A 25,012-nucleotide genomic window follows, 5' to 3' on the forward strand; every position below is an offset into this window, starting at 1 on the left:
AGAGGATGCCAAGGTCAGTCTCGACTGGTGCGCCGCTCGTGAGGGGCGCCGCACCGGCATCGGCGTTGCGTGGTGTCGAGAGCAGGGGTAGTCCTGGGATGCCGATGAGCGCCAATTCAAAGAATTCACCGGGTGGTGAGGCAGGCTCATCACCCGGCCGGAGCCTGCCCCGGATGCCGCCTCTGCGAGCGCTGGCGGCGTTCAAGGCTGCCGCACAGCACGCCAGCTTCGCGAAAGGCGCGGCGGAACTCGGCGTGACCCCGTCGGCGATCAGCCACCAGATCCAGCAACTGGAGGACTTTCTTGGAGTGGTCCTGTTTCGCCGGCAGGCGGGTCGGGCCGTTCTGACCGCAGCTGGCAGAACCTACGCGGGCGAGATCGAGCAGGCATTTAGCGCCATCGCTGCGGCGACGGAACGGGTCGCCCCCCAATCCCAGCGCGAGCATCTCGTCGTAGCCTCGAGCCCGAGCTTTGCTGTCAAGTGGCTGCAGCCACGGATGCAGAGCTTCCTGCGGTCACATCCAGAGGCGCGCATCCGCATCTCCACCTTGTCGGAACGGGACGATATCGAGAGCGAGCGCTTCGACCTCGCGATCACCTACGGCCGACCGGCCCATACGGCGATGAGCATCGAGCCATTCCTGTTGGAGTGCCTGCGCCCGTTGTGCAGCCCTGAACTCGCCGCCTCGATAGGATTGCGAACACCGCGGGATCTGGCACGCACGACCCTGATCCATTCCGTCAACGCGCTGACCTGGGCAGACTATCTGCGTCGTGTCGGAGAGGCGGCCTTGCGCCCGCGCAACGAACTCTGGCTCGACCGCTCTCTGATGGCGGTTGAAGCGGCTGTATCCAGCCTGGGCGTAGTCTTGGAGAGCGAGGTTCTGGCGGCTGATGAACTGCGCGACGGCCGGCTTATCGCTCCCTTTGCCGAGCAGGGGTTTGCAGTAGAGACGACCTCATACTTCCTGATCCGACCGCTCGGCGTCAGCCGCGGATCGTTGGCCAGAGCGTTCGAGGCATGGTTGCTGGAGACGATAACGGCCGAGAATCTGGCGAAAGCGACGGCTGGCCAGCCTACAGGGCGTTCAGCGAAAACGTCGTAGATTCCGCGATCTGGGCGGTCGATCGGGGTTGGTCGCGAGAGCGGAGACGGCGTCCGCTTGGAGACCTTGTCGTGCGAAAGCGGACCGTGTTGAAACCACCCAACCCGGTCGTAGGTCTTTGCCTCATATAGCAGCCCGCAAGCGGACGCTCCCGACATCTGCAAAGGGTCGGAAGCCCCCACTCGTTCGACCAAGCCGATGAGGCTTCGCCCCTAGAACATGCCATTCCCGTTGGCCGAGGTCTCGGGCAGGACCTGCAGCACGTCCCAGTGCTCGACGATCTTGCCGTCGTCGTCGAGCCGGAAGATATCGATGGCCGCGTAGTCCCGGTCACCCGGCCAGTGCTGAAGGCAGTGCAGGATGACGAGGTCGCCTTCGGCCACCGCGCGCTTCACCTCGACCCGCTTGCCCGGCCACGCGCGCGCCATCCGCTCGAAATATGCGATGAAGCCGTCCTTGCCGGTCGCTACGTGCGGGTTGTGCTGGATGTACTCGGCGCCGACGTAACGCTCGACGGCCTCGCGCGGTCGGCACTCGTTGAACATCAGTTCGTAGAAGGCCGTCACGTTCGCCTTGTTGCGTGCGAGGTCAGCCATGCTGTCTCCGTATCGTCGGCGGGCCGCCCGATGCCCCTGGAACCTGAACGGCGCGCGTTCAAGAGAATTGCTCAGTACATTCCGGCACTGGCCGAGTCCGGGAACGGCCGGACACGTCATCGAGGCGGGCGTGGGCCGCGAGCGGCTCCGCGGCGCCAGCCGGCCGCGCACCGTCCGTAAGGAGCGCGGGCGACACGGATGCTGGCGGCGACCGGATCGGTCCTGTCGGCCCGATGGCGCCTCCCGGTGTCTGTCCGTCCCATTCAGCGAGCTTGGCGAAGGTCTTTGGCCGGCGCAACCCGGACCGGCAGGCCGGATTCCGGCGATGTCCGCCGGCCGGCCCGAGCCCGAGCATCGCGTCCGGCACAGGGTGGAGGACCGGCTCGGCCGCTCCGCACCAGGGGCGACGGCCGCATCGCGGGCCCTTCGTTGAGCTCGCGGGCCCGACGGCCTATGCATGGACCCCATGGAACTCCCAGTCTCTGCCCAACGACCCGTGGCGCCCCTCGCCTGCAAGCCGCCTGCCGGACAGGCGGCGCCGTTCCTGCCGATGAGCCGCGCCGAGATGGCGGCGCTCGGCTGGGACGCCTGCGACATCGTGCTGGTGACCGGCGACGCCTATGTGGATCATCCCAGCTTCGGCATGGCCATCATCGGCCGGCTGCTCGAGGCGCAGGGGTTCCGGGTCGGCATCATCGCGCAGCCCGACTGGCACTCGGCGGAGCCGTTCAAGGCCTTGGGCAAGCCGACCCTGTTCTTCGGCGTCACCGGCGGCAATCTCGATTCGATGGTGAACCGCTACACCGCGGACCGCCGCCTGCGCCACGACGACGCCTACACGGCCGGCGGGGAAGGCGGGCGGCGCCCGGACCGCTGCACCATCGTCTACACGCAACGCTGCCGCGAGGCGTACAAGGACGTGCCCGTCGTGCTGGGCGGCATCGAGGCGTCGCTGCGCCGCATCGCCCATTACGATTACTGGTCGGACAAGGTGCGCCGCTCGATCCTGGCGGACGCCAAGGCGGATCTGCTCCTCTACGGCAACGCGGAGCGGGCCGTCGTCGAGGTGGCGAACCGCCTTGCGGCCGGCGAGGCGCCGCACGAACTCGACTCGGTCCGGGGCGTCGCCCTGTTCCGGCGCGTGCCGGCCCACTACACCGAATTGCCCGCCGACGATCTCGATTCGGCCGACGAGGCCGCCGCCCGCCGCCCCGGCGAGACCGTGATCCGGCTCCCCGCCTACGACGAGGTCAAGGACGACAAGGAGGCCTATGCCCGCGCCTCGCGCGTGCTGCACCGGGAGGCCAATCCCGGCAATGCGCGCCCGCTCGTGCAGCGCCATGGCGACCGCGACCTCTGGCTGAACCCGCCGCCGATCCCGCTCTCCAGCGACGAGATGGATGCGGTCTACGACCTGCCCTATGCCCGCGCGCCGCATCCCTCCTACGGCGACGCGAAGATCCCCGCCTGGGACATGATCAAGTTCTCGGTGACGATCATGCGCGGCTGCTTCGGCGGCTGCACCTTCTGCTCCATCACCGAGCACGAGGGCCGCGTCATCCAGAACCGCTCGGAGGGCTCGATCCTGCGCGAGATCGAGCGGATCCGCGACAAGACGCCGGGCTTCACCGGCGTGATCTCGGATGTCGGCGGGCCGACCGCGAACATGTACCGGATGGCCTGCAAGGATCCGAAGATCGAGGCGGCGTGCCGGCTGCCGTCCTGCGTCTTCCCGGACATCTGCCCGAACCTGAACACCTCGCACGACGACCTGATCCGGCTCTATCGCAAGGTCCGCGAGGTGAAGGGCGTCAAGAAGGTGATGGTCGCCTCCGGTGTGCGCTACGACCTCGCGGTCCGGAGCCCCGAATATGTCAAGGAACTCGTGACCCATCACGTCGGCGGCCGGTTGAAGATCGCGCCCGAGCACACCGAGCGCGGGCCTCTCGACAAGATGATGAAGCCGGGCATCGGCACCTACGACCGCTTCAAGGAGATGTTCGACGCCGCTGCCAAGCAGGCCGGCAAGAAGTATTATCTGATCCCGTATTTCATCGCGGCTCATCCGGGCACGACCGACGAGGACATGATGCACCTCGCGCTCTGGCTCAAGAAGAACGACTATCGTGCCGACCAGGTGCAGACCTTCCTGCCCTCTCCGATGGCGACCGCGACGGCCATGTATCACACCGAGATCAACCCGTTGCGGGGCGTGCGGCGCGGCAGCAGCGAGCAGGTCGAGGCGATCAAGGGGCTGCGGCAGAGGCGGCTGCACAAGGCGTTCCTGCGCTACCACGACCCGGAGAACTGGCCCCTGCTGCGCGAGGCGCTGCGGGAGATGGGCCGCGCGGATCTCATCGGGCCGAGGCCGGACCAGCTCGTGCCGTTCTCGCAGCCGCCGGGAACGGGCTCGGGCAAGGCGGGAGACCGGCCGCGCCCCATGCGCCACCCGGGCGCGCCGCGCTTCACCACGAAAGGCGTGCCGCTGAGGAAGTGAGGCTGTCGCGCGTCCGTCGCGGAGCCAGATCCTCGCATCGCCAGCGTTCCGCCTGTCGGACGCGGCCCCGTGAGCGACCCGCCTTCCTTATCGGTGGCTTATGAGAATTGCCAAATATTCCATTCCGTCCATCCGATGATCTGGCAAGTCAGCGACGGCATTTGTCCAGATCTGCTCCAATCTTACCCTGAATGCATCGCGCCTCTTCCAGTCAGCATGTCTTCCTGTTAGCTGACGGATCAATACATTCTGGCGCTCCCAGGACGCGCGTGCCGCATCTCGCGGCCGGCGGGGGTGGCCGCGGGCCGTGAGGTGCGCGTGGGCGGGAACAGGCGCGGTCGATCCTGCGATCGGAGTCGCGAACCGATTGCGAGCCGACGCGTCGGCCCATCGAGAGCTCTGCTGATCCTTCTGGTGATCTGCGCATCGGCATTCGTCGTCGGACGGCCGAGCGATGGACGCGCGCAGAGCGTGGAGGACGGATCCGATGCCGGCATCGGTCCGGCCGGCACGCGGACGATTCTCGATCTGGTCGGCCGTCATCTGAAGAGCCCCGACGCGAAGGTCTCGGACCTCCGCCGAAGCGACGGTGCGGCGATCTGCGGCTCGGTCGACGTGAAGAACCGCGAGGGGCTGTATACCGGCCCGCGCGGCTTCGTGGTCGATCTGGTCAGCGGCTCCTTCGACCGCGTCCCGGACGGGCCGGAGCTTCTCAGCGCCAGGCGCGGCAGCGACTACGAGGTGCTGGAGCGGCAGCGGCAACGCTATTTCAGACTGTGCCTGAATTAGAGACCAACACGGCGGCAGCACACGCACGACCAATTCCTTCCGCGGGTCGATATGCGATCGCAAACCACGAATGGGCCGCAGCCGCTGCGTTTTATGCGGCTCGATTCAGATTGAAGATCAGAAGCTCACCCGAGTATCGAGGAAAGACATGCGGATCATATCTCTTGCTCTTGCCGTGCTTCTGGCAGCATTTCCATCGGCACCTTTCGCGGCGACCAAGCTCAAGATGGATGACAAGGCCAGTCTTTGGCCGAGGGCCGACCGGAGCGCGAAGATGGACTTCACCCAGCGCATGGGCAAGGCCATGACGCAGCTGTCGCCAGACCTCACGAATGAGTACTTTCTGCGCTGCCTGGAAGAGACGGCCAATATCGGCGACACCAAGGACCTGACCCTCGGCGATCTCGTCAAGACCTGCATCTCCATGCGTGTCGGACAATCATCCGAATGAGCGGGATCCGAACGAAAGCCGACAGGCGTCGCATCCCGCTCCTGCCAACGCTCGCACTGGCCGCCAGCGTCCTCCTTCCATCGGGTGCGCCTTCGCGAGCCCAGGCGATCGTGGACGGATCCGAGAGGGTCCTGCATCCGGAGCAGACGCGCGACCTCACGGCCCGGCTCGCTCAGCATCTGCGGAGTCCCGATCCGCGCATCGCCAACCTGCACCTGGGACGGGCCGGCGCCCTGTGCGGGACCGTCGAGATCCGAAACCGCATGGGCGACTTTACCGGGCCGAGGCCCTTCGTCGCCGACCTCTCGGATGGCTTCGTCGGCCGGTTGCCGGAGGGACCCGAACGGCGGAATCCGGCCAGTGTCGCCGACTATCGCGCCATGGAGCGTGCCACGGCGCTCTTCGCAGCCAATTGCACGCACTGATCCAGTTTTGGGATCGACGCAGCCTTCGAGGGACGACCGATCTTGGCCTACGGCTTGACGATCACGCCCGAGGGCCGACGATCGACAGCAGCCGAGCGCACGTCGTCGTTCAGGCTCAGCCTCTCCCCGGGACTGCGTTCGCCTTCCCGCCGCGCCAACACACGCTGAAGGCGATGGTGGCCGGCGCGTCGGGCAGCCGGCGGCCGGCCAAATCAGCTCTCGTCGGCGACGGCCTCGTTCTCGTCGGCCTCGGGATCGACCACGATGACCTCACCCCGCAGGTAGCGGGCCTGGACCTCGGCCACGCGTCGGGCCGCCTGTGCGTGACGGCCAGAGACGGAGCTATCCGGATCGAGGGCGCTGCCCCGCTTGGCCGCGAGCAGAGCCGGGTCGCCCCACCGGTCGAGCAGGATCTGGAAAGCCTCGTAGCGGGCGGCATCGAAGGCGATCCGCCGGCCCATCATGTCCTTGTACGGATGGGCCGGATGGAGGCCGGCGCAGGGCACCCAGCCCGCCGGGATCGGGGTCGTCGCCGCGTGCGTGCGGCCGCTCCGCAGGAGCTTCGGGAGGACGTGGGTGTGTGGGCCCTCGGGGCTTGTGCCGCCCGGCCCCGGGATCGGGGCGTAGACCTCGACGCGACCGAGCCGGGCGAGGAACACGCGGTGCGGGCTCAACGCGACGAGCTGCCGCCCGATCGGGTTGGCCGGGTCGAACAGGGGCTGCCCCACGCCCGACCGAAGACAGGCGATGGCCTCGGGGTCGCTCGTGCGCAGGCAGGCATCCACCGCGAGCAGGTCGAGGCCGAGGTCGAACAGGATGGCGTCGCGGTCCTGTTCACGGGCCGCATCCCGGTCGGGGCCGAGCTCCGTCACCACGCTCCGCCGGCTCATGGCGCAGGCCGTCTCCGGCAGGCACAGGGCGATGGCGTGGTTCCAGCCGGACGCGACCGAGGTCTCGTAGGCCACCGGGCGCAGGTCGGGGCAAGCCGTCAGGGCGATGGCGCCGCGGGCGGTGGCCAGCCCCAAGCGGTCGTCCGGCAGGGCTGAGACCGCTTCGTCCGGGTCCCGCATGAACTCGGCGATGGCGCCGAAGCTGCCGAGGCCCCAAGCAGAGCCCGGATCGGCCAGGGCTTCGCGCAGCAGCGCGGTGACCGCCTCGGCGTCACGTGATGGCGTCATCGCTGTCCTCCAAGCTTCCGGACCGCCCCCAGGGCAGGATGTATCGGGTTCCGTCCGCGGCGCAGGCGCGCTCCACCGTCACGCCGAACACGCGGGCGAGCAAGGCATCGGTCAGCGCGTCCTCCGGCCGCCCGTCCGCGACGAGCCGTCCCCCGGCGAGGACGACGATACGGTCACAGAACCGGGCCGCGAGGGCGAGGTCGTGCAGGACGGCGACCACGCCGGCCCCGTCGCGCGAGACGGCGCGCAGCAGCGCCATGGCGTCGAGCTGGTGAGCCGGGTCGAGCGCCGTGACCGGCTCGTCGGCGAGGAGCCACTCCGCCCCGACGGCGAGGGCCCGGGCGAGCAGCGCACGCATGCGCTCGCCCGAGGACAGGGTCGGCTCCGTCCTGTCGGCGAGGTGCCCGATATCGGTGCGCGCCATCGCTCGGGCGATCGCGGCCTCGTCGGCGCCCGAAAGGCCCGCGAAGGCGCGGCGGTGCGGCAGCCGGCCGAGCGCCACGATCTCGCGCACCGTCATGGGCCAGCCGATGCCGGCGCCCTGGAAGAGGGCCGCGATGCGGCGGGCCCGCGCGTCGCGGCTCATGCCGGAGAGCGCGTGGCCGTCGAGCGTGACGCGGCCCTGCCTCGGCGCGACCAGGGCGGCCAGGATCCGCAGGAGCGTGGTCTTGCCGGCGCCGTTCGGGCCGACGAGCCCGACGAAATGTCCGCGCTCCAGGGTGAGGCCGATATCCGACAGGATCGTCCGACCCTCCAGCACCACCCGGACATCGTGTGCGGCGAGGCTCATGCCCGCCCTCCGCGATTGCGCAGCAGGAGCGCGATCAGGAACGGCGCCCCGACCAGCGCGGTCACCACGCCGAGCTTGAGCTCGGGCCGGGTGGCGAGCAAGCGAACGCCGAGATCCGCTGCGAGCACCAGCACCGCACCCGCCAGGCCGCTCGGCAGCAGGTTCGCGCCGGGACGCGCTCCGACGAGCGGCCGCATCAGGTGCGGCACCACGAGGCCGACGAAACCGATGGCGCCGGAGACCGCGACCCCGCTGCCGACCGCGAGCGCCGCACCGGTCACGAGACGCACCCGCACCGAGACGAGACCGACTCCGAGGCTCGCGGCGGTGTCCTCGCCCAGGGTCAGCGCGTCGAGAGCAGGCGCGATCGAGAGCATCAGGCCCCAGCCGACGAGCATCAGCGGCAGGCAGAGCAGGACGTGGTCCAGGCTGCGGTCACTGAGCGAGCCCATCAGCCAGAACACGATCTCCAGGGCCGCGTAGGGGTTCGGCGACAGGTTGAGCGCGAGCGCGGTCAGGGCACCGGCGAGGCTCGACAGGCCGATTCCGGCCAGGATCAGACCGAGCGTGCTGCTGCCGCGGGCGGCGAGCGCGTTGAGAAGCAGCGCCGCCACGCCCGCCCCGGCGATGCCGCCGAGCGGCAGGGCGAGGCTCAAGGACGCGGCGAGGCCGCCGTAGAACACGATCACGGCGCCCAAGGCGGCAGCCGAGGAGATGCCGAGGATGCCGGGATCGGCGAGCGGGTTGCGCAGGTAGCCCTGCATTGCCGCGCCGGTCAGGCCGAGGCTGAACCCGACGAGGCCGCCGAGGAGCGCCCGTGGGACGCGCAGCTCCCACAGCACCAGGGCCGGCAGCGTGGTCCGGCCCGCGACGAGGTCCGCGGCGGCGGCCGGCACGTCGACGGGCGCGTAGCCGATGGCGACCGAGGCGAGCATCAGGGCGAGGACGATGAGGGCGAGCAGGGCGATGACCACCCGGCGGGCGCGCATTGTGCCGAGGCGCCGCGCGGCAGAGGGGGCGAGGGTCGTGACGGGCGCGTTCATCACCGGGCGGCCCGCGCGTTCGCCGCTGCCGCCAGCCGCGCCACAACTTCGGCGATCTGGGGCCCCGGACAGGTCCAGAAGCGGTTCGGGATGGCGACCGTCCGGTGGGCGCGCGCGAGCGCCCGGAAGACGGGATGGTGCAGCAGCGTGTCGGCGAGCGAGGGCAGGCCCGGCGCACCCGCGTCGACCACGATGAGGTCCGCATCCGCCAGCGCCGCGGCTTCGAGCGGCACCTGCCCGAAGCGGTCGCGCCCGATCTCGGCCGCCACGTTGACGAGGCCGGCGGCGCGGATGAGCGCGTCGCCGAGGCCGCCGGGCGCGACGGTGAAGGCGTTCGGACGCATGACGAGGACCCGCAGGGGCCGGCGGGACGGCGTGATGGCGGCGAGCCTGGCATCGAGCGCCGCAACCATCGCCTCCCCCCGCTCAGGGTGGCCCAAGGCCGCCGCCACCTGCCGCACTTGCGCGCGCACGCCGTCGAGATCCGCCGGCACGCCGAGTTCGAGCACGGGCGCGCCGACGCGCTTGAGCATGCCCACCGTCGCGCGCGTGGTGAAGGCGCCCGCAATGACGAGGTCGGGCCGCAGCGCGACCACCTCCTCCGTGAGGCCGCGCGTCACCGGCAGGCCATCGGCCTCGGCCGCGACCGTCGAGCCGCGCGGATCCCGGGCGAGATCGGTGACCGCCAGAACCTGATCGCGGTCGGCCAGCCGCAGGACGAGCTCGTCCGCGCACAGGTTCATCGAGACCACCCGCACGGGCGCTCCCGCCGCGCCGGCGGCGTGAGCCGCGGGCGCGGCGGCCAGACAGGCCGAGAGGAGAAGCGCGCCGCGCCCGGGCATCGTCACCTCAGAACGCGGTCAGGCGCACGCCGCCATAGACCGCCAGTCCCGGGCCGAGAAACCCGGTCGGGTTCTCGTAGCGCCGATCGAACAGGTTATCGATCCGGCCGAACACGCTCACGCTCTCCGAGACGTCGTAGGTGACCGCGAGATTGACCAGCGTGAAGCCCGGGTTCTTCAGGCGCGGCACCGAGAAGTCGCGGTTGCCGTCCACGAAATGTCCCAGCACGATCACCGTTCCGCTGACGGTCAGGCCGGGAAGTGGCGTCCAGAGAGCCGTGGCGCTGCCCTTGTGGCGCGGACGGCGCAGCAATTCCTGATTGGTGATCTCGTTCTTCGTGACCGTGTTGGTGTAGTCGATCCGCCCCGACAGGGTGTCCGTGAGACGCACCGAGACGAACGCCTCCGCGCCGTAGGAGACCGCTCTGCCGACGTTCTCGTTGGAGGTGTAGCTCGCATTGGTGTTGATGAGGTTGGTGAAGTCGTTGTGATAGTAGGTCGCCCCGACGAGCACGCGCTCGCCGAGCGGCTGTTCGAAGCCGGCATCGTAGCCGAGGCTCTCCTCGGGCTTCAGGTTCGGATTCGCGAAGAAGTTGAACGCCGGAAAGCTCTGATAGAGCTGGCTCAAGGTCGGAGCCTTGAAGCCGCTGCCGACGCTGCCTTTGATCCGCGTCTCGGTGAAGGGCAGGATGTAGCTCGGCGCGACCCGGAAGGTGGTGGCCGGGCCGAACTGGTCGTTCTCGTCGTGACGGATGTTGGCGACGAGGAAGGCCCGGTCGAAGGGGGTCAGTTGCGCCTCGCCGTAGCCGGCCGTGTTGCCGTTGCGCGCCCTCAGGAAGGCTGGAACCGAGCCCGGAGAGGTCGTGAACAGGCTCTCCTCGTCGCGCTGCGCGCCGAACAGCAGCAGGTTTCCGGGCGAGAGCAGGTAGTCGCCGCGGTATTCGTAGCGCGTGCGCTCACCGAGCCCCGTCGTCGCGTCCGGCGTGGCGAGGGGATCGAGCGGACCCTGCTGGCGATTGAACAAATTCGAATAGTTGATGGCGAAGACGTTGTGGAAGCCGGGCAACGGCGTCCACTCGGCCTCGTTGCGCGTGAAGATCTGCTGCACGTCCGCGGCACTGCGGAACGCGGCCGGCAGGGCCGGAAAGGTGCTGAAATCGTCGCCCGTGAAGAGCAGGCGTGAATTGATGAATCGCGTGATCGCGTTGAGACGGAACGCCTCGGTGAACTGGTAGCCGAACCGCGCCGAGACCGTCTCGTTGTCGTAGAAGTTCGGGTGGATCGGACGGCCGAACGGCACGAGCTGGGGCGGCGTCACCGGCGTGGCGGCGGCCCGGACATGCTGCACGGAGACAGAGTAATCGAAGCCGTTCTCGGATCCGCTGATGCGGCCGGATTGATTGAAGGTGCCGTAGGAGCCGCCCTCGATCCGGGCCGTGGCGCGGGCGGGCCCCTCGCCGCGTTTCGTTGTGAAGGAGATCACGCCGCCGATGGCATCCGAGCCGTAGAGGCCGCTCTGCGGACCGCGGAGCACTTCGATGCGGGAGAGATCCTCCGTGAGAAGCTGCCCGAAATCGAACGATCCATTGCCGTTGGACGGGTCCGTCGCGTCGATGCCGTCGATCAGCACCTTGACGTGGTTGGAGTTCGAGCCGCGGATGAAGACGGAGGTCTGGCCGCCCGGTCCACCGCTCTGGACCACGTTGAGACCGGGCACCTGCTGCAGGGCATCCGGCGCCGTCCTGCGCTGCTGGGCTTCCAGCAGGTCGGCCGTCAGAACGGAGACGCTGGAACCCGTCTGCACCGTCGGTATCGGCACGCCGGTGGCCGAGACCGAGATCTCGGAGAGTGAGACGGCGTCCTCGCCGCCTCGTGGGGCATTGGCGAAGGGCGCGGCGACCTGCTGCGCATGGGCGGCGGCTGGCGCGAGCAGGGCCGACCCGGCACAGGACAGCAGACATGCGGTCCGGCGGATGAATCTGTTGGACTGGGACACGGGAGGCGAGCCTCGGGCGACGGCAGTGGCACGTCACCGCGAACGAGGCCGAGTGGGCCGCATCCTCGCAGGATCAGCGACCGCCTCGACAACCCATCGGTGCACCCCGCCCGACGCGCCTCGCGTGTGACCACGGCTGACGGCAGGTCTCCTGGCTCGCGGGTCGCTGCCCTCGCACCGTCTTCCCGGGCTGGAGCCCAGTGACATGGTGGTGGAGGGCTCGCCGCTCACAGTTGCGGGGGCAGCCGCGGATTCGGCTCGCGCCTCACCGCATTCCCTTTCTCGTCCCCGAAGGGAACCGTCATGACAATCGTCTCATCGCGGCCAAGCCGGGTCAATCGCGTGTCTGTCGGATGCGATACCCTGTTGCTTCACCGCCGCACTGGGCGCAGCGCGGGAGCGGGTTCATCGATGGACTGACAGCGTCGATCGTCTCCACAAACATCTTCCGCGGGCTGTGAACGAAAGACGTCCGTGCGTATCGGCCGCCGAAGCCCCGGCAGCGGTCAGGCGATCTCGGTCGTCGGATCTCGCCAGCCCGGCCGTCCTTTCCATCCTTGAGGCGCCGCCTGTGGGATGCGGCGGATCGGTTCTCGAGTGTTGCCCTTGGGTAACGGACTGTTTCGGACGGCTGGCTACAAGGCGGGCGACGGTTCCCCACGGGATGAAATGGGAACGCGGTGCGTCCAGGACGCGTCCTGGGCAATGCCGCGGCTGCCCCCGCAACTGTGAGCGGCGAGCCTTCCGCCACCTGTGTCACTGGATGAGCCTCATCCGGGAAGACGGCGAGAAGGCAGCGACCCGCGAGCCAGGAGACCTGCCGTCAGCCGTGGTCACACGCGAAACGCGTCGGGCGGGGTGTCCTGACGGGTGCGGAGGTGCCGTCATTCCCGCGTAGGAAGACGGCAGCCCTCGGCTTCGTTCGCGGTGACGTGCCACTGCCGTTGCCCCGAGGCTGCTCGTCCCCGTGCCGATCTCACATCGTTCCAAAGTCCTGGCGCCGCTGGTGTCATCCTGCCTGCTGGCATCCTCCGCGCAGGCCCAGGTCGCCCGCACGCACGAGGTTTCGGTGGTCCTCGACCCGCTCACCGTCGAGGGCCGATTCACCGCGACGCCTACCTATCGGGTCGAGGACCTCTATAGCGGCACCAAGACCGTGACGCCGCGGCGGGACGTGCCGCAGCAGGTCGACGTCGTCCCCCAGGAAGTCCTGCGCGATACCGCGGCCACCCGCGTCGAGCGCGCCCTCGACTACGTGCCGGGCGTCGGCAAGCAGAACGACTTCGGCGCCCAGAACCTCGCTCTCTACGCGGTGCGCGGCTTCGCCACCCAGGACATCTTCCTGAACGGCTTCAACATCGCTCGCGGCTACAACGGCGCGCCCGACACGCAGAACGTCCAGTCCATCGAGGTGCTGAAAGGCCCGAGCGGGGCGCTCTACGGCCGCAGCGATCCGGGCGGCACGGTCAACATCCTCACCAAGCAGCCCGTCGCGTTGCCCTTCGTGGAGATGGGCACCCTGTTCGGCAGCTTCGGCACGGCCCGGACCACGCTCGATGCCGGCGGCCCCGTGAGCGAGGACGGCAGCGTCCTCTACCGCTTCAACGGTGCCCTCGCCCGCCAGGACAGCTTTCGCGATCATGTCGATGGCGACCGTGTGCTGGCCGCGCCCGTGGTGCGCTGGCAGATCAGCCCCGACACCGCGCTGACGGTCGAGGCGCAGTACCTGCGCAACCGCCAGACCTTCGATCGCGGCACCGTCGCGGTGAACAACCGCCTCGGCCTCGTCCCGCGCTCGCGCTTCTTCGGCGAGCCGGGCGACGACTCGGTGTCGGAGAGCGGGCTCGTGCAGCTGCGGCTGGAGCACGCCTTCAACACCGATTGGCACCTTCGGGTCGCCGGTCACGTCAACACGGGGAGCCTGACCGGCCTGCAGACCGGTGCCACCGGCCTGCTCGACGATGGCCGGACCCTGCTCCGCGAGTTCCGCCGCCATGATTTCACCTGGGGCGTGGCCATCGCCCAGGCCGAGCTTGTCGGGCGCTTCGACACCGGCCCGTTCGCACACACGCTGCTGCTTGGCCTGGAGCACGAGCGCACCAACAGCACCGAGACCCTGCTGCGCTCGACCCCGCGGCTGGACCCCTTCGCGCTCGACCTCTTCAACCCTGTCTACGGCCAGCCCAAGCCGCCGTTCACGCGCTCCTACAGCGCCAGCGAGAATGTCGGGAACACGGCCGTGTACCTGCAGGACCAGATTGCGCTGAGCCCGGAGTGGAAGCTCCTCCTCGGCAACCGCACCGACTTCTACAACCAGACCTTCCGTGACAAGGTCGGCGGCGAGCGCACGGAGCAGGACCGCACCGGCTTCTCGCCGCGCGCGGGCCTCGTCTACCAGCCGCTCTCCTTCCTCTCGCTCTACGGGAACGTGGCCGCCTCCTTCCGCCCGAATACCGGCTTCGACAGCGCGGCGCGCCCCTTCGCACCGGAGACGGGCTTCGGTTACGAGGTCGGGGTCAAGCTCGACCTCCTCGCCGGGCTCAGCGTGACCGGCGCAGCCTTCCATATCGAGAAGGAGAACGTCCTCACCACCGACCCGAAGGATTTCTTCTTCCAGATCGCCGCCGGCGCCGTGCGCAGCCAGGGCTTCGACCTGAGCGTCGTCGGGCAGGTGACGCCCGAGTTCCGGGTAATCGGCGGCTACGCCTTCATCGATGCCGCGGTGACGCGCGACGAGGTTCTGCGCGTCGGCTCGCCCCTCCTCAACATCCCGCGCCACTCGGGCAGCCTGCTCGGCGTCTACGAGGTCCAGTCCGGCGACTGGAAGGGCTTCGGGATCGGCGGCGGCGTCAGGGCCGTCGGCGCGCGCCTGGGAGATAGCGGGAACGAACGGTTCCGGCTGCCGGGCTACGTTCTCGCCGACGCGCTCATCTATTACCGCTACGAGAATCTGCGCGTCGGCCTGAACGTCGATAACATCTTCGACACGACCTATTACGAGCGCTCCTACAACGCGTTCTGGGTCGGCGTCGGCGAGCCCCGGCGCGTGACCATCAGCATGACGGCGCGCTTCTGATGGGCGGGCATCCAGCGACGCCTGCGGCGTCGGCAGGCGCGCCGGCCGCCTCCGGACGCATCGGTTCCATCGATGCGCTCCGCGGCCTGGTGATGGTGCTGATGCTCGTCGACCACGTGCGGGAGTTCTTCTACCTGCACGCGCAGGTGCGGGACCCGATGGACCTTGCCGCGACGCCGACGGACTTGGTCCTGACGCGTGCGGCCTCGCATCTCTGCGCGCCGGTCTTCATCCTGCTTACCGGCCTCTCGGCGAGCCTCTACGGGCAGCGGCACGGCAAACGCGAGGCCGCCGCGTTCCTGCTCAAGCGCGGGCTCCTCCTGATCCTCCTGGAGGCGACGCTCGTGAACCTCGCCTGGACCCGCAGCCTGTTCCCGCCGATCCTCTACCTGCAGGTGATCTGGGCGATCGGGCTCAGCATGGTGGCTCTCGCCGGCCTGCTCGCCCTGCCGCGCACGCTCCTCGCGGGCCTCGCCCTGCTGATCATGCTCGGACACAACCTGCTCGACGGTCTGGTCCTGCACACCGGCGAGCCCGGCTACGTCCTGTGGTCGATCCTGCACCAGCGCGGGATGATCGGCCTGCCCTGGGGCGGCGTCGCGCGCACCTCCTACCCGGTCCTGCCCTGGATCGGCGTGATCGCGGCCGGCTACGTGCTCGGATCGCTCTTCAGCGACGGCGTCCGGCCCGAGCGGCGTCAACGCAGCCTCGCGGCGCTCGGACTCAGCGCCCTCTGCGCATTCCTGATCCTGCGCGCCGTGAACGGCTACGGCGAGCCGGTGCCGTGGCAGCCCGGCCTCGGACCGCTCGCCACGATGCTGTCCTTCATCAACCTGACCAAGTACCCGCCCTCAGCCGACTTCCTGCTGCTGACGCTCGGGCTCGGCCTCTGCCTGCTCGCGCTGTTCGAACGCGTGCCGGCCCGCATGCTCGTCTGGCTGCGCGTGTTCGGCGGCGCGCCGATGTTCTTCTACCTGCTCCATCTCGCGCTCCTGCGCCTTCTGCACGACGGAGCCCAGGCGTTCGGCCTGGCCGGAGCCTCGGGCCGGATCGAGGCGGGCTCGCCGGCCGATCTCTGGTTGATCGCGGCCGGTTTGAGCATGCCTCTCTGGCTGGCATGCCGCTGGATGGTCGCGCTGAAGCGTCGAACGCCCGCGCCCGTCTTGCGCTACCTCTGAGTGTCGATTCCTCCAGCGCACTCTTCTGGAGAATCGGGCGGGAGCAGAGATTCGGCGCGGGCGCCGGGACTGTCGGCATCGGCTCGCTTCGACACCGTCTCCGGAAGCGCGCCAAGCCTCCGCCTGAACCGCCAGCCAAGCCTGGAGCGGCCGTTCCGCTTCCGGCCAGTGCGGCCGCCATGGCGAGACCGCCCTGCATTCGGTCGGCGGAATCGGATTTCGCGAAAGGACCGGCGGGCGCAGCCGGATTGCGCATTCCGGCCGATTTTGCGGAAAGAAAGAGAAATCCGTGCGCCGAGTTCGGGCCAGTCTCTTCGGGCAATCCGAGACCGCTTGGTCGGGAACCCCGATGACGACACTCGCCCAGCCGAACCGCGCCCGCGCCGCGGACCTCTTCGCCGCGCTGCCTCGCTCGGCGAGCGGCACCCCTGCCGCCTATCTGGACGCCGCGCGCCGGACCCTGGAAGCACTGATGCGGCGGCCCGATCTGCTCGACGGCTTGACGCTCGAGCGGCGCCCCGGCGGCTATGCGCGCAACCTGCTGTTCGGTCAGGGCCAGATCAGCGTCTGGGCCATGGTCTGGAGCCCGGGCGCGCGGACCTCGGTGCACGATCACCACTGCTCATGCTGCTTCGGCGTCTGGAAGGGTGCGATCCAGGAGGTCTGGTTTCGCCCGATCAATGCACACGAGGCCGTCGCGACCGCCGAGGCGACGCGCGAGCGCGGCTATGTCGCCTGCATGATGCCGACGGGCCCGAACCTGCACCAGATCGCCAATCCGGGCTCGGAAGAAGCGATCTCGATCCACGTCTACGGCTTCGACCATGCGGTTCATGCCTCCTCGGTCCGCACCGAGTACCGGATGGCCGCAGTCTGAGGGCCGCCCAGCCAGCTCACTTCATGTAGATCGTCGGCACCGCCGTGGTGAACTTCATCTCCTCCATGGCGATCGAGGCCGACAGGTTGGAGAATTCCAGCCGCGCGATCAGGCGCTGGTAGACCGCGTCGTAGGTCTCGATATCCGGCACGACGATGCGCAGCAGGTAGTCGATCTCGCCGGTGAGGCGCCAGGCCTCGACGATCTCCGGAAACCCCTCGACGACCCGGCGGAAGGCCTCGGACCACTCGGCCGCGTGCCGCGCCGCCTTGACGGCGACGAAGACGGTCGTCGGGACATTGACCTTGCGCCGGTCCACCAGCGCGACGCGTCGCGTGATGACGCCGCTCGCCTCCAGCTTCCGGATCCGCCGCCAGCACGGGGCCGGACTCAGGCCCACACGCTCCGCGATCGCCGCGACAGGAAGGGTCGCGTCCTGCTGCAGCACATCCAGGATCCTGCGATCCACCCCGTCGATCACGTCCATATCCCCTCTCCCGACCGCCGCTCCCGGCCCACGGCCCGGACCCTTTTCTGCTGCCTATCGAAGATCACGGCTGCGCGCATAACGGGCAGGACGTGCGCGGATCACGACCAGCAAGACGGAAGATATCTCCCACCCGCCCAGCGTATCGGAGAGATAAATGCCTGGGATCGCGCACAAAAAGACATAGGATCCTATTTATCGCCCCACTGCCGTGATCTATAAAAATCGCGCTGAGCCGCCCACCAGGAGCGGTGAGCGAACCAAGTTCCGTGCCGCTCAGGCCTCCCCGGAGCCCGGGCGGTTCGGTGGATCCGAGGACGCAACCGCGACGAATCTGGCACGGCTCGTGCTGGTGAGCTGCTCACACAGCATGGTGAAAACCTCAATAGAGGAGCGCGATCCCATGGTCAGGAGCGATGGTCACTCGGCAGGCAGGCCCACCCTCGGCACAGTCGTGGCGGTCCCCGACGCGACGCTGAAGGGCAACCAAGCCTACGACATCCTGCGGCGGGAGATCGTCTCCTGCCGCCTGCTGCCCGGGACCCGCTTCACGGAAGCCGAGGTCATGGAGCGGTTCGAGCTCGGCAAGGCGAGCTGCCGGATCGCCCTGCAGCGCCTGACCCAGGACGGATTCGTGACCTCGATGCCGCGACACGGCTACCGGATCGTGCCCGTCACCGTGAAGGATGTCGACGAGGTCTTCTCGCTGCGTGTGGAGCTGGAGCCTCTGGCCGCCCGGGGCGCCGCCGGCCGCGTGAACCGCGCCCAGCTCGAGCGCCTGGAGCAGGCCTGCCGCCGACGCATCACGGTCGATGTCGGCAATCAGATCGATTTCTTTCTGGAGGCCAACCGCAGCTTCCACATGGCGATCGCGGTCGCGGCGGGGAACCAGCGCCTGTGCCGGATGCTGTCCGGGCTCCTCGACGAGATGACCCGGCTCGTCGCCCTCGGCTTCGGCGTGCAGGGCGTGCGGCCGAACATCGAGCACGACCACACCGCGCTGATCGAGCATCTGGTCGCGGGCGACGCCGAGAGCGCGGCCCTGGTGGCGCGCCGGCACGTCGAGACCTTCCGGGAGATGACCATGGAGAAGGTCATCGCGAGCCTGCGCGATGCCGCGGTGGTGCCGGTCGGCCTGATCCGCCGCGAGGGAGGCGACCGGTGAACGCGGTCGAGCTCGATCGGGTCAGCAAATGGTTCGGCCGGCGCGACGGCGCGCCCCTCCACGTGCTCGATGCGATCGAGATCGCGATCCCGGAGCACGCCATCGTCGCGATCCTCGGCTCGTCGGGCTGCGGCAAGAGCACGCTGCTCAACATGATCGCGGGTCTCGTCGAGCCGGATGACGGCGCCGTGCTCCTCAACGGCATCCCGTCCCATGCCTTCCGGGACTGGCGGTCGATGACCTACATGTTCCAGGAAGACAGGCTCCTGCCCTGGCGCACGGCCGCCCAGAACGTGTCCTTCGGTCTCGAAGCCGGAAGCCTCGGCCGGATCGAGCGGGAGCGCAGGGTCGAGGAGACCCTCTCCCTCGTCGGGCTCGCGGGCTTCCGGGATGCCTATCCGCACGAATTGTCCGGCGGCATGCGCAGCCGCGTGGCGCTCGCGCGCAGCCTCGTCACCGAACCGAAGATCCTGCTGCTCGACGAGCCCTTCTCCAAGCTCGACCCCGCCATCCGCGCGCAGATGCACGCCGAGCTTCTGCGCATCGCCGAGTTGCGGGCAATGACCCTGGTCTTCGTCACCCACGACGTGGAGGAGGCGGTGGTGCTCGCTAACCGCGTGGTGGTCCTGCACCCGCGGCCCGGCCGGATCGCGGAGATCTGTGACATCGCGCTGCCCTATCCGCGCGATCCCCTGTCCGAGGCGGTGACCGAAGCGGTGCGTCGCCTCCGGATCAGCCTGTCGTCCGCGAGGGGCTGATGCTGGTGCGAACGCCCGCGACCCTGATCCATGAGCCGCGGCGGCCGGCCGTCTGGCGGGGCCGTGCCGGCATCGTGGTGCAGCGGCTCGCCCTCCTCGCCCTGGCGCTTGCCGTCTGGCAGCTCGGCGCGCTCCACGCGCCGAGCTTCGTCCTGCCGAGCCCGGCCCGGGTCTGGTCCGCCTGGACCGGTCTCGTGGCCCAGCCGAGCTTCGGCCGGGACCTCGGCATCACCCTCGGGCGCATCGGCGCGGGCTTCCTGCTCGCCGCCCTCGTCGGCCTGCCGCTCGGCATCATACTTGGCGCGAGCCGGAGGCTCGGGAGCTTCTTCGAGCCGACCCTGACGGTGATCAACACCGTCTCCTCCTCGATCTGGGCGATCTTCGCCCTGATCTGGTTCGGTCTGTCCAACTGGACGACGATCTTCGTGGTCTTCATGACGGCGATGCCGCTGATCCTGACCAATGTCTGGCAGGGCACGCGGACCGTGAGCGCCGAGCATCTGGAACTCGCCCGCACCTTCCGCATGCCGCGCCGGAAGGTGCTGACCAAGATCTACCTGCCGACGATCCTGCCGACCTTCTTCTCCGGCGCGCGGCTCGCCTTCGGCTTCGGCGCCCGCGTCAGCCTCGTGGCGGAATCCCTCGGGGCGAGCAGCGGCGTCGGCTATCGGCTCCGGCAGGCCGCGGACCTCGTTCAGACGGACCAGGTCTTCGCCTGGACGCTGACGCTCGTCACCCTGATGATCTGCCTCGAGAGCTTCGCCCTGAAGCCGCTCGAACAGCACCTCTTTGCCTGGAAGAAGAAAGCCCAGCCGTAGCAACGGCTGGCCCGAGGATATGCGCCCGTCCAAAGCCCTGACAATTCGGGAGACGAACGTGAGACGGTACCGTCGATACGCGGCAGGCTTCGCCGCAATGCTTGCCCTGACCCTGGCCGGCCGGGCCGATGCCGAGACCGTGCGGATCGGATACTGGAGCTCCGGCGTCAGCCTCGGCTTCGGCGCGGTCCTCGAGACCGGCCGATACATGGAGAAGGAGGGGCTCACCGTCGAGTACGTGAAGTTCCCCGACGTGAACGCGCCCACCAAGGCGATGGCCGCGGGCGCGATCGACTTCGCGATCGGCGCCAGCGCCGGCACCGCCTTCAGCGTGATCGCTGACGGGCTTCCGCTCAGCATCGTCCTGGCGAGCCAGGTCGCCGACCTCGACTTCGTCGTGCCCGCGGACTCGCCCCTGCGGACGATGGCCGACCTGAGGGGGAAGAAGATCGGCACCTCGCCGGCCGGAAGCGCCACGGCGGTCATCACCGCGGCGATCCTCGAGACGAATTACGGGATCAAGGCCGCCGACTATCAGGGCGTGCCGGGCAACGACCCGCGCCTCGCGCAGTTCCTGGCGCAGAAGGATATCGACGCGGCGGCCCTGCGCACCGTCACCATCGCGCTCCTGCCCGACATGAAGCTGCGCAAGCTCGGCAGCTTCCGCGAGGAATGGCGCAAGATCACGAAATCCGACGCGCCGCCCGTCCTCGGCGTCGGCCTCATGCGCAACGCCTGGATGACGGAGAATCCGGCCGGGCCGGCCAAGGTGGTGGCGGCCATGCGCAAGGCCTACGCGTTCGGCAAGGCCGACAAGCCGGCCGTCGCCAAGGCGCTGCGGGATGCGGCCAACCTGAGCGAGGCGGACGCCAAGGCCTACGCCGCCCTCTGGGACGACATCTACACCGTCCGAATGGAACCGGCCGACGTCGCCTCCATCCGCCAGGCCTTCGAGGTCTACAAGACCGTCGGCGCGGTGAAGGGCGACCTGCCGGCATCCGCCCTCGTCACGGCCCCCTACGAAGCTGCGAAGGCGGTCCGCTGACCAACCCCGTTCGCATCCGTCGAACGTCCAAATCGATCAGGAGAGGAAACACGTCATGGCGCGTACGATGAGAGCCCTCGTACTGGAGCAGCACGGCGATATCGGCGACCTCAAAGTCGTCGAGGACCATCCCCGTCCCGAGGCCGGCCCCGGCGAGGTCCTGATCCGGGTCGGCGCCTCCTCGTTCAACTATCACGACGTGTTCACCGTGAAGGGCATGCCCGGCATCAAGGTGCCGATGCCGGTGGTGATCGGCCTCGACATGGCGGGCCAGATCGTCGCGCTCGGCGAGGGCGTCACCGGCTGGCACGAAGGCGACCGGGTGCTCGTGAATCCGCTCAACAAGGCCAAGGGCCTGATGGGCGAGATGCTCGACGGCGGCATGGCCGAGTATTGCCGCGTCTCCGCCGACCAGCTCATCGCGATGCCGCCGGACGTGAGCTACGTGGACGCGGCCTCGCTTCCGGTCGCCTACGGCACGGCGCACCGCATGCTGATCACCCACAACACGGTGAAGGCCGGCGACCGGGTGCTGATCCTCGGCGCCAGCGGCGGCGTCGGCACGGGCTGCGTGATGCTCGCCAAGCAGCTCGGCGCCGAGGTGATCGCCTGCGCCGGCAGCGACGAGAAGGCCCAGCGCCTGAAAGAGCTCGGCGCCGACCACGTGGTGAACTACCGCGAGACCGATTTCTCGAAATGGGCGATCCAGCACTACGGCAAGCCCCAGCGCCGGACCTACGAGGGCGGCGTCGACGTGGTGATCAACTTCACCGGCGGCGATACCTGGGTCCCCTCGCTGAGATGTCTCAAGCGGGGCGGCACGCTGCTCGTCTGCGGCGCCACCGCCGGCCACGATCCGAAGGAGGATCTGCGCTACATCTGGAGCTTCGAGCTGAAGGTGATCGGCTCGAACAGCTTCTACCACGACAACCTGTCGGCGCTGATGGACATGATCCAGGCCGGCACGCTGAAGCCCACCATCGACAAGGTCCTGCCCCTCGATGAGGCGGCCGAGGGCCTGCGCCTCATCCGCGACCGGGAGGTCATGGGCAAGATCGTGGTCACCCCCTGAGGAATTGAAACGATGTCCGACACACCCCTCACCAAGGAGCAGGTGGAGGCCCTCCTCCTGCGCGGCCCCTTCCACCAGTGGCTCGGCCTCTCCGTCGTCTCGGTCGGCGAGGGCGAGATCGAACTCAAGGCCACCTGGCGCCCGGAATGGGTGGTCAATGCCGAGCGCGGCTACACCCATGGCGGCATCCTGGCGACGCTCGTCGACCTCACCGCCGACTGGGCGCTCGTCTCGAAGACCGGACGTGGCGTGCCGACCGTCGACCTGCGCGTCGACTACCACCGGGCGGCGATGCAGGGCGACCTGACCTGCCGCGGCACGGTCGTGAAGTTCGGCGGCCAGATCTCGGTGGCCGAGGCCCGGATCCTCGACGCCGAGGGCCGTCTGCTCGCGAGCGGGCGCGGCGTCTACATGACCGCGCCGGCCAAATGAGCCCTGCCTCCACGGGAGCGGCGCCGATCGGCGCCGCCCTCGACCACGTGGTGATCAACGTCCTGCACCGCATGGACGAGGCCGCCGCCTGCTTCACCGCGCTCGGCTTCCAGCTCACGCCGCGCGGGCACCATTCCCTCGGCTCCATCAACCACCTGATGATGGTGCCGGGGCCCTATCTGGAGCTGGTCGGGCTGCCCGAGACCGGCCCGCAGCGTCAGGACGTCCGCGACAGCCCGTTCGGCCTCAACGGTCTCGTCCTGCAGAGCGCCGATGCCGACGCCACACGAGGCCGCCTTGCGGCGGCGGGCCTGGAGGTCGGGCCGCCCGTCGCCTTCTCGCGGCCGGTGACCGTCGATGGCGCGACGGCCGAGGCCCGCTTCCGCACCGTGCGCCTGCCCGCCACCCTGTTTCCCGCGGGCCGCCTCTATCATTGCGAGCACCTCACCCCGGACCTCGTCTGGCGGCAGGAATGGTTCGCCCACCCGAACGGGTTCGTCGGCATCGATGCCCTCACGGTCGAGAGTCCCGATCCGGCCGGCGAGGCCGGCCGCTACGCCGTGGCCTGCGGCGCACCCGCCGAGCGGGCGGACGGGGCGTGGCAGATCCGCCTCGGCGCCATGACGGTCGCGATCGTTCCGGGGGAGCGCGCGCGCTTCCGCGATCTCGGGCTCGCCTTCACCGGCCTGGACACGCTCGCGGCCCGCGCCGCGTCCGTCGCGGGTGCCGACTGGAACCGGCTCGGCCCGGATATGGGCGCGCTCACGCTGCCCGCCCTCGATCTTCGTCTCCTGTGCAGGGTCCGCTCATGACGGCTGCGACCAATCTCGGTGACCTCGTCGACCGGGCCGGCGATCCCGCCCGCCCCGTGATCATCGGCGTCCGGCCCGGTGCCGAGCCCGAGGTGATGACCCGCGCCCAGCTCGACGCCCTCGCGGACGCCTTCGCCCGCGGTCTCCTGCGCGGCGGGATCCGGCGCGGCGAGCGGATCGCGATTCTTGCCGCCAACCGGCCCGATTCCATCGCCGCACTGCTCGGCGCGATGCGGGCCGGCGTGGTGCCGGTGCCAGTGAACCACAAGTTCCCGCCGGCCACGATCGCGCAGGTGCTGGCCGATTGCGGCGCCCGTCTGGTCCTCTGCGACGCCCCCCGCCGGGCGCAGCTCGACGGGCCGGCGCCGGACCTGCGCGTTGCCGTGTTCGATGCCGACGGCGCGGAGGGCTTCGCGGCCTGGCTCGACCCCGGCCCCTTCGTGCCGATCGCGCCCGAGCCGGACGAGGCGGCGCTGTTCCTCTACACCTCCGGATCCACCGGCCGGCCGAAGGGCGTGCGGCTCTCGCATGCGAGCCATCTCTGGGTCGCCTGCACCCGCATGGCCGAGACCGACCTGCGCGCGGACCGCGTGCTGATCGCCGCGCCGCTCTACCACATGAACGCGCTGGCCCTGGCGCTCCTCGTCTGCGCAGCCGGCGCGACCGCGGTGCTGCTGCCGCAATTCGAGGCCCGGGCCTATATCGACGCGATCAGCCGCTACCGCTGCACCTGGCTCACCGCCGTCCCGCCGATGATCGCGATGATGCTGCGGGAGAAGGAGGCGCTCGAAGGGGCCGACCTGACGGGCGTGCGTGCGGTGCGGATGGGGTCCGCCCCGGTCAACGATGCTCTGGCCCGCCAGATCCGCGCGCTGCTGCCGAATGCGCGCATCCTCAATGCCTACGGCACCACGGAAGGCGGCCCGATCGTCTTCACCGAGCATCCGGCGGGCCTGCCCACGCCGGTCGGCTCGGTCGGCTATCCCCATCCCGCGGTCTCGGTGCGCCTCGTCGGCCCGGACGCGCCGGAGATGGGCGTCCTGCAGTTGCGCAGCCCCGCCCTGATGCTCGGCTACCACAACAGGCCGGACATGCGCACGCCGATCACGGAGGACGGCTACTACGACACCGGCGACGTGTTCCGCCGCGATGCCGACGGCTTCCACTACGTCCTCGGACGCACCGACGACATGTTCGTATCGGGCGGAGAGAACATCTTCCCCGGCGAGGTCGAGCTGATGCTCGAGCGCCATCCCGACGTGCTCCAGGCCAGCGTCGTCCCGGTCGAGGATGCGATCAAGGGCACCAAGCCCGTTGCCTTTGTGGTGCGCCGGCCCGGGGCCGCCCTCGACGAGGCGGCGGTGAAGGCCCATGCCCTGGCCAACGCGCCCGCCTACCAGCATCCGCGCCGGGTCTGGTTCCTCGACGCGATGCCGCTCGCCTCCACCAACAAGATCGACCGCACCATCCTGCGCGCGCGGGCCGAGGCGTTGCTGGGCTCCGCCTGATCGTCCCCCCTGCCCGCCCGCAGGGGACGCCCTCCTGTTTCCGACGCCCGCCCCCGGTCCGACCGAGGAGA

At 69.3% G+C, this 25,012-nt stretch carries 23 protein-coding genes and 2 riboswitches; of the genes, 16 read left to right on the plus strand and 7 right to left on the minus strand.

Annotated elements, in window-relative coordinates; all coding sequences use genetic code 11:
* Positions 1-173: 173 nt before the first annotated feature.
* A complete protein-coding gene (locus MET9862_RS00565) occupies positions 174-1,106 on the plus strand; it encodes a LysR substrate-binding domain-containing protein (protein WP_142581154.1) in 933 nt (310 codons plus the stop codon).
* Between the two features lie 212 nt (positions 1,107-1,318).
* On the opposite strand, the gene MET9862_RS00570 is transcribed toward MET9862_RS00565, so the two are convergent.
* The gene (locus MET9862_RS00570) at positions 1,319-1,702 is read right to left on the minus strand and encodes a nuclear transport factor 2 family protein (protein ID WP_142581155.1); all 384 of its coding nucleotides are present in this window, start codon (positions 1,700-1,702) and stop codon (positions 1,319-1,321) included.
* A gap of 466 nt (positions 1,703-2,168) precedes the next feature.
* Here MET9862_RS00570 and MET9862_RS00575 point away from each other — a divergent pair, with 466 nt between their 5' ends.
* The 4 genes from MET9862_RS00575 (at position 2,169) to MET9862_RS00590 (ending at position 5,864) form a co-directional block, all read left to right on the plus strand.
* Positions 2,169-4,199, plus strand: coding sequence for a YgiQ family radical SAM protein (locus MET9862_RS00575; protein ID WP_185156703.1), 2,031 nt, complete (start codon positions 2,169-2,171; stop codon positions 4,197-4,199).
* 294 nt (positions 4,200-4,493) lie between these two features.
* Positions 4,494-4,988 (plus strand): hypothetical protein, encoded by a 495-nt coding sequence (locus MET9862_RS00580; RefSeq protein WP_244612502.1) that lies wholly within the window; start codon positions 4,494-4,496, stop codon positions 4,986-4,988.
* Positions 4,989-5,058: 70 nt separating this feature from the next.
* The gene (locus MET9862_RS29895; RefSeq protein ID WP_244612503.1) at positions 5,059-5,439 is read left to right on the plus strand and encodes a hypothetical protein; all 381 of its coding nucleotides are present in this window, start codon (positions 5,059-5,061) and stop codon (positions 5,437-5,439) included.
* A gap of 110 nt (positions 5,440-5,549) precedes the next feature.
* Positions 5,550-5,864, plus strand: coding sequence for a hypothetical protein (locus MET9862_RS00590; protein WP_244612504.1), 315 nt, complete (start codon positions 5,550-5,552; stop codon positions 5,862-5,864).
* Between the two features lie 212 nt (positions 5,865-6,076).
* On the opposite strand, the gene MET9862_RS00595 is transcribed toward MET9862_RS00590, so the two are convergent.
* From MET9862_RS00595 to MET9862_RS00615, 5 genes are read right to left on the minus strand one after another with little or no spacing between them, the layout of a single operon-like run.
* Positions 6,077-7,042, minus strand: a complete 966-nt coding sequence (locus tag MET9862_RS00595; protein ID WP_142581157.1) for a DUF6925 family protein — start codon at positions 7,040-7,042, stop codon at positions 6,077-6,079.
* Entirely contained in the window at positions 7,026-7,832 is an 807-nt protein-coding gene (locus MET9862_RS00600) for an ABC transporter ATP-binding protein (protein ID WP_142581158.1), read from the minus strand. The genes MET9862_RS00595 and MET9862_RS00600 overlap by 17 nt, the downstream gene beginning before the upstream one ends.
* On the minus strand, positions 7,829-8,875 hold the full coding sequence (locus tag MET9862_RS00605) for a FecCD family ABC transporter permease (RefSeq protein ID WP_142581159.1): 1,047 nt from the start codon (positions 8,873-8,875) through the stop codon (positions 7,829-7,831). The genes MET9862_RS00600 and MET9862_RS00605 overlap by 4 nt, the downstream gene beginning before the upstream one ends.
* Positions 8,875-9,717, minus strand: coding sequence for an ABC transporter substrate-binding protein (locus MET9862_RS00610; RefSeq protein ID WP_142581160.1), 843 nt, complete (start codon positions 9,715-9,717; stop codon positions 8,875-8,877). The genes MET9862_RS00605 and MET9862_RS00610 overlap by 1 nt, the downstream gene beginning before the upstream one ends.
* A gap of 7 nt (positions 9,718-9,724) precedes the next feature.
* Positions 9,725-11,713 carry a TonB-dependent receptor plug domain-containing protein gene (locus MET9862_RS00615; RefSeq protein ID WP_142581161.1) on the minus strand — a complete coding sequence of 663 codons (1,989 nt, stop codon included), beginning with the start codon at positions 11,711-11,713 and terminating at the stop codon, positions 9,725-9,727.
* Positions 11,714-11,837: 124 nt separating this feature from the next.
* A riboswitch (cobalamin riboswitch) is annotated at positions 11,838-12,031 on the minus strand.
* Positions 12,032-12,346: 315 nt separating this feature from the next.
* Positions 12,347-12,552, plus strand: a riboswitch (cobalamin riboswitch).
* Between the two features lie 167 nt (positions 12,553-12,719).
* On the opposite strand from MET9862_RS00615, the gene MET9862_RS00620 reads away from it, so the two are divergent.
* The 3 genes from MET9862_RS00620 (at position 12,720) to MET9862_RS00630 (ending at position 16,844) form a co-directional block, all read left to right on the plus strand.
* Complete coding sequence (locus tag MET9862_RS00620) at positions 12,720-14,789, plus strand: TonB-dependent siderophore receptor (protein ID WP_244612505.1); 2,070 nt, start codon at positions 12,720-12,722, stop codon at positions 14,787-14,789.
* Positions 14,789-15,967, plus strand: coding sequence for an acetyltransferase domain-containing protein (locus MET9862_RS00625; RefSeq protein WP_142581162.1), 1,179 nt, complete (start codon positions 14,789-14,791; stop codon positions 15,965-15,967). The genes MET9862_RS00620 and MET9862_RS00625 overlap by 1 nt, the downstream gene beginning before the upstream one ends.
* A 349-nt stretch (positions 15,968-16,316) precedes the next feature.
* Entirely contained in the window at positions 16,317-16,844 is a 528-nt protein-coding gene (locus MET9862_RS00630) for a cysteine dioxygenase family protein (protein ID WP_142581163.1), read from the plus strand.
* Positions 16,845-16,860: 16 nt separating this feature from the next.
* Here MET9862_RS00630 and MET9862_RS00635 read toward each other — a convergent pair whose 3' ends face one another.
* Complete coding sequence (locus MET9862_RS00635; protein ID WP_142581219.1) at positions 16,861-17,322, minus strand: Lrp/AsnC family transcriptional regulator; 462 nt, start codon at positions 17,320-17,322, stop codon at positions 16,861-16,863.
* Positions 17,323-17,734: 412 nt separating this feature from the next.
* On the opposite strand from MET9862_RS00635, the gene MET9862_RS00640 reads away from it, so the two are divergent.
* The 8 genes from MET9862_RS00640 (at position 17,735) to MET9862_RS00675 (ending at position 24,941) form a co-directional block, all read left to right on the plus strand.
* Positions 17,735-18,496, plus strand: coding sequence for a GntR family transcriptional regulator (locus MET9862_RS00640; RefSeq protein WP_142581164.1), 762 nt, complete (start codon positions 17,735-17,737; stop codon positions 18,494-18,496).
* On the plus strand, positions 18,493-19,254 hold the full coding sequence (locus MET9862_RS00645) for an ABC transporter ATP-binding protein (RefSeq protein WP_142581165.1): 762 nt from the start codon (positions 18,493-18,495) through the stop codon (positions 19,252-19,254). The genes MET9862_RS00640 and MET9862_RS00645 overlap by 4 nt, the downstream gene beginning before the upstream one ends.
* Positions 19,254-20,072 carry an ABC transporter permease gene (locus MET9862_RS00650; protein ID WP_142581166.1) on the plus strand — a complete coding sequence of 273 codons (819 nt, stop codon included), beginning with the start codon at positions 19,254-19,256 and terminating at the stop codon, positions 20,070-20,072. The genes MET9862_RS00645 and MET9862_RS00650 overlap by 1 nt, the downstream gene beginning before the upstream one ends.
* A 58-nt stretch (positions 20,073-20,130) precedes the next feature.
* Complete coding sequence (locus tag MET9862_RS00655; RefSeq protein ID WP_244612506.1) at positions 20,131-21,117, plus strand: ABC transporter substrate-binding protein; 987 nt, start codon at positions 20,131-20,133, stop codon at positions 21,115-21,117.
* A gap of 67 nt (positions 21,118-21,184) precedes the next feature.
* The gene (locus tag MET9862_RS00660) at positions 21,185-22,189 is read left to right on the plus strand and encodes a zinc-binding dehydrogenase (RefSeq protein WP_210248078.1); all 1,005 of its coding nucleotides are present in this window, start codon (positions 21,185-21,187) and stop codon (positions 22,187-22,189) included.
* Positions 22,190-22,201: 12 nt separating this feature from the next.
* Positions 22,202-22,621, plus strand: coding sequence for a PaaI family thioesterase (locus tag MET9862_RS00665; protein ID WP_142581169.1), 420 nt, complete (start codon positions 22,202-22,204; stop codon positions 22,619-22,621).
* Positions 22,618-23,433 (plus strand): VOC family protein, encoded by an 816-nt coding sequence (locus tag MET9862_RS00670; RefSeq protein ID WP_142581170.1) that lies wholly within the window; start codon positions 22,618-22,620, stop codon positions 23,431-23,433. Before MET9862_RS00665 ends, MET9862_RS00670 begins: the two co-directional genes overlap by 4 nt.
* The gene (locus tag MET9862_RS00675; RefSeq protein WP_142581171.1) at positions 23,430-24,941 is read left to right on the plus strand and encodes a class I adenylate-forming enzyme family protein; all 1,512 of its coding nucleotides are present in this window, start codon (positions 23,430-23,432) and stop codon (positions 24,939-24,941) included. The genes MET9862_RS00670 and MET9862_RS00675 overlap by 4 nt, the downstream gene beginning before the upstream one ends.
* Positions 24,942-25,012 lie beyond the last annotated feature (71 nt).

The sequence above is a fragment of the Methylobacterium symbioticum genome (assembly GCF_902141845.1).
Lineage (GTDB): Bacteria > Pseudomonadota > Alphaproteobacteria > Rhizobiales > Beijerinckiaceae > Methylobacterium > Methylobacterium symbioticum.

Bases quoted from the DNA above. Each gene is read 5' to 3' on its own strand.
- MET9862_RS00565 (WP_142581154.1), top strand. From the start codon at position 174: ATGCCGCCTCTGCGAGCGCTGGCGGCGTTCAAGGCTGCCGCACAGCAC.
- MET9862_RS00570 (WP_142581155.1), bottom strand. From the start codon at position 1,702: ATGGCTGACCTCGCACGCAACAAGGCGAACGTGACGGCCTTCTACGAA.
- MET9862_RS00575 (WP_185156703.1), top strand. From the start codon at position 2,169: ATGGAACTCCCAGTCTCTGCCCAACGACCCGTGGCGCCCCTCGCCTGC.
- MET9862_RS29895 (WP_244612503.1), top strand. From the start codon at position 5,059: ATGGGCCGCAGCCGCTGCGTTTTATGCGGCTCGATTCAGATTGAAGAT.
- MET9862_RS00595 (WP_142581157.1), bottom strand. From the start codon at position 7,042: ATGACGCCATCACGTGACGCCGAGGCGGTCACCGCGCTGCTGCGCGAA.
- MET9862_RS00600 (WP_142581158.1), bottom strand. From the start codon at position 7,832: ATGAGCCTCGCCGCACACGATGTCCGGGTGGTGCTGGAGGGTCGGACG.
- MET9862_RS00605 (WP_142581159.1), bottom strand. From the start codon at position 8,875: ATGAACGCGCCCGTCACGACCCTCGCCCCCTCTGCCGCGCGGCGCCTC.
- MET9862_RS00610 (WP_142581160.1), bottom strand. From the start codon at position 9,717: ATGCCCGGGCGCGGCGCGCTTCTCCTCTCGGCCTGTCTGGCCGCCGCG.
- MET9862_RS00625 (WP_142581162.1), top strand. From the start codon at position 14,789: ATGGGCGGGCATCCAGCGACGCCTGCGGCGTCGGCAGGCGCGCCGGCC.
- MET9862_RS00630 (WP_142581163.1), top strand. From the start codon at position 16,317: ATGACGACACTCGCCCAGCCGAACCGCGCCCGCGCCGCGGACCTCTTC.
- MET9862_RS00640 (WP_142581164.1), top strand. From the start codon at position 17,735: ATGGTCAGGAGCGATGGTCACTCGGCAGGCAGGCCCACCCTCGGCACA.
- MET9862_RS00650 (WP_142581166.1), top strand. From the start codon at position 19,254: ATGCTGGTGCGAACGCCCGCGACCCTGATCCATGAGCCGCGGCGGCCG.
- MET9862_RS00660 (WP_210248078.1), top strand. From the start codon at position 21,185: ATGAGAGCCCTCGTACTGGAGCAGCACGGCGATATCGGCGACCTCAAA.
- MET9862_RS00665 (WP_142581169.1), top strand. From the start codon at position 22,202: ATGTCCGACACACCCCTCACCAAGGAGCAGGTGGAGGCCCTCCTCCTG.
- MET9862_RS00670 (WP_142581170.1), top strand. From the start codon at position 22,618: ATGAGCCCTGCCTCCACGGGAGCGGCGCCGATCGGCGCCGCCCTCGAC.
- MET9862_RS00675 (WP_142581171.1), top strand. From the start codon at position 23,430: ATGACGGCTGCGACCAATCTCGGTGACCTCGTCGACCGGGCCGGCGAT.